Source organism: Thioclava sp. UBA3469 (assembly GCF_002378135.1).
In the GTDB taxonomy this organism is placed as follows: domain Bacteria; phylum Pseudomonadota; class Alphaproteobacteria; order Rhodobacterales; family Rhodobacteraceae; genus Thioclava; species Thioclava sediminum.
Window position 1 is genome coordinate 1,680 of record NZ_DFRG01000043.1, and the last position, 1,683, is coordinate 3,362.

The 1,683-nt window shown below is 61.1% G+C and carries 2 protein-coding genes; both read left to right on the forward strand.

Annotated features, from left to right (window positions below; all coding sequences use genetic code 11):
• A partial coding sequence (locus B3D39_RS03210) for a 2-isopropylmalate synthase (protein WP_286789372.1) occupies nt 1–1,072 on the forward strand: 1,072 nt, incomplete at its 5' end.
• 325 nt (nt 1,073–1,397) lie between these two features.
• Nucleotides 1,398–1,683, forward strand: a 286-nt coding sequence (locus tag B3D39_RS03215; protein ID WP_286789373.1) for a rod shape-determining protein, incomplete at its 3' end; no start/stop codon positions are given.

The following is a 1,683-nucleotide window of genomic DNA, read 5'->3' on the forward strand; positions in this document are numbered from 1 at the left end:
TGCCACCACGATCAACATCCCCGATACGGTGGGCTATACCGCGCCGACCGAATCCGCGGACCTGATCCGGATGCTGCTCGAGCGTGTGCCGGGCGCCGACGAGATCATCTTCGCGACCCACTGCCACAACGATCTGGGCATGGCGACGGCGAACGCACTGGCCGCGGTCGATGCGGGCGCGCGTCAGATCGAATGCACGATAAACGGTCTGGGCGAGCGCGCGGGCAACACCGCGCTCGAAGAGGTGGTGATGGCGATGAAGGTCCGTCAGGACATCATGCCCTACCAGACCCATATAGACACGACGAAGATCATGAACATCTCGCGCCGCGTGGCGCAGGTTTCAGGCTTCCCGGTGCAGTTCAACAAGGCGATCGTCGGCAAGAACGCCTTCCTGCACGAAAGCGGCATCCACCAGGATGGCGTGCTGAAGAACGTCGAGACCTTCGAGATCATGAAGCCCGCCGATATCGGCCTCAACGAGGCGAATATCGCGATGGGCAAACACTCGGGCCGCGCTGCGCTGCGCGCGAAGCTCAAGGATCTGGGCTACGAGCTGGGCGACAACCAGCTCAAGGACGTCTTCGTCCGCTTCAAGGCGCTGGCCGACCGGAAGAAGGAAATCTACGACGAGGACCTGATCGCGCTGATGACCGACAGCGCCGCGAACACGGCCGATGACTACCTGCAGGTGAAATGGCTGCGCGTCGTCTGCGGCTCGGACGGGCAGGAAGCCGAGCTGAAGATGCTCGTTGATGGCGAGGAGAAATCCAGCAAGTGCCAAGGCGACGGCCCGGTCGATGCGGTCTTCAACTGCGTCAAGGAAATTTACCCGACGCAAGCGAAGCTGAAGCTCTATCAGGTGCATGCCGTGACCGAAGGCACCGACGCACAGGCGACCGTTTCGGTCCGCCTCGAGGAAGACGGGCGGATCGGCACCGGGGCCGCGTCGGATACCGACACGATCCTCGCGAGCGTGAAGGCCTATGTCGGCGCGCTCAACCGCCTGCGCTTCCGCAGCCAGAAAACCGCGCCCGACGCGGATGTGAAAACGGTGAGCTACAAGCTCTGAGCCGACCACAAGTTGCACAGCTTTCGGGCAGCCCGCGAAGGGCTGCCCATTTTCATTTCGACGCCGCGCGAAATCGCCGATTTCAGCACGATTTCGTGACGTATCGCATATCTGTAATTTCAAGCGCTTTTTCCGGGCAAAATCCGCCCAAAATGTTGAAAAAGGTCAATCCCTTGGCCTAGCCTCAGCGGATAACCGCAGGGGCGCCTTGCCTGTGGCGCAAATCCGCTTCCCCGTAAGGGCCGCTTTGACTATACGAGGCGCGGGCCGTGGCTTGGCGCGAGTCGCGGTGTTTCTAAGAAATTTGGGATGGGACAGGCGTAATATGGTTGGTGGGATCTTCTCCTCGGACATGGCGATCGACCTCGGGACGGCGAACACGCTGGTCTATGTCAAAGGCAAGGGGATCGTGCTGAACGAACCCTCGGTGGTCGCCTATCATGTCAAGGACGGCAAAAAGCAGGTGCTGGCGGTCGGTGAAGACGCCAAGCTGATGCTCGGCCGGACCCCCGGCTCGATCGAAGCGATCCGCCCGATGCGCGACGGCGTCATCGCGGATTTCGACAGCGCCGAGGAAATGATCAAGCATTTCATCCGCAAGGTTCACAACC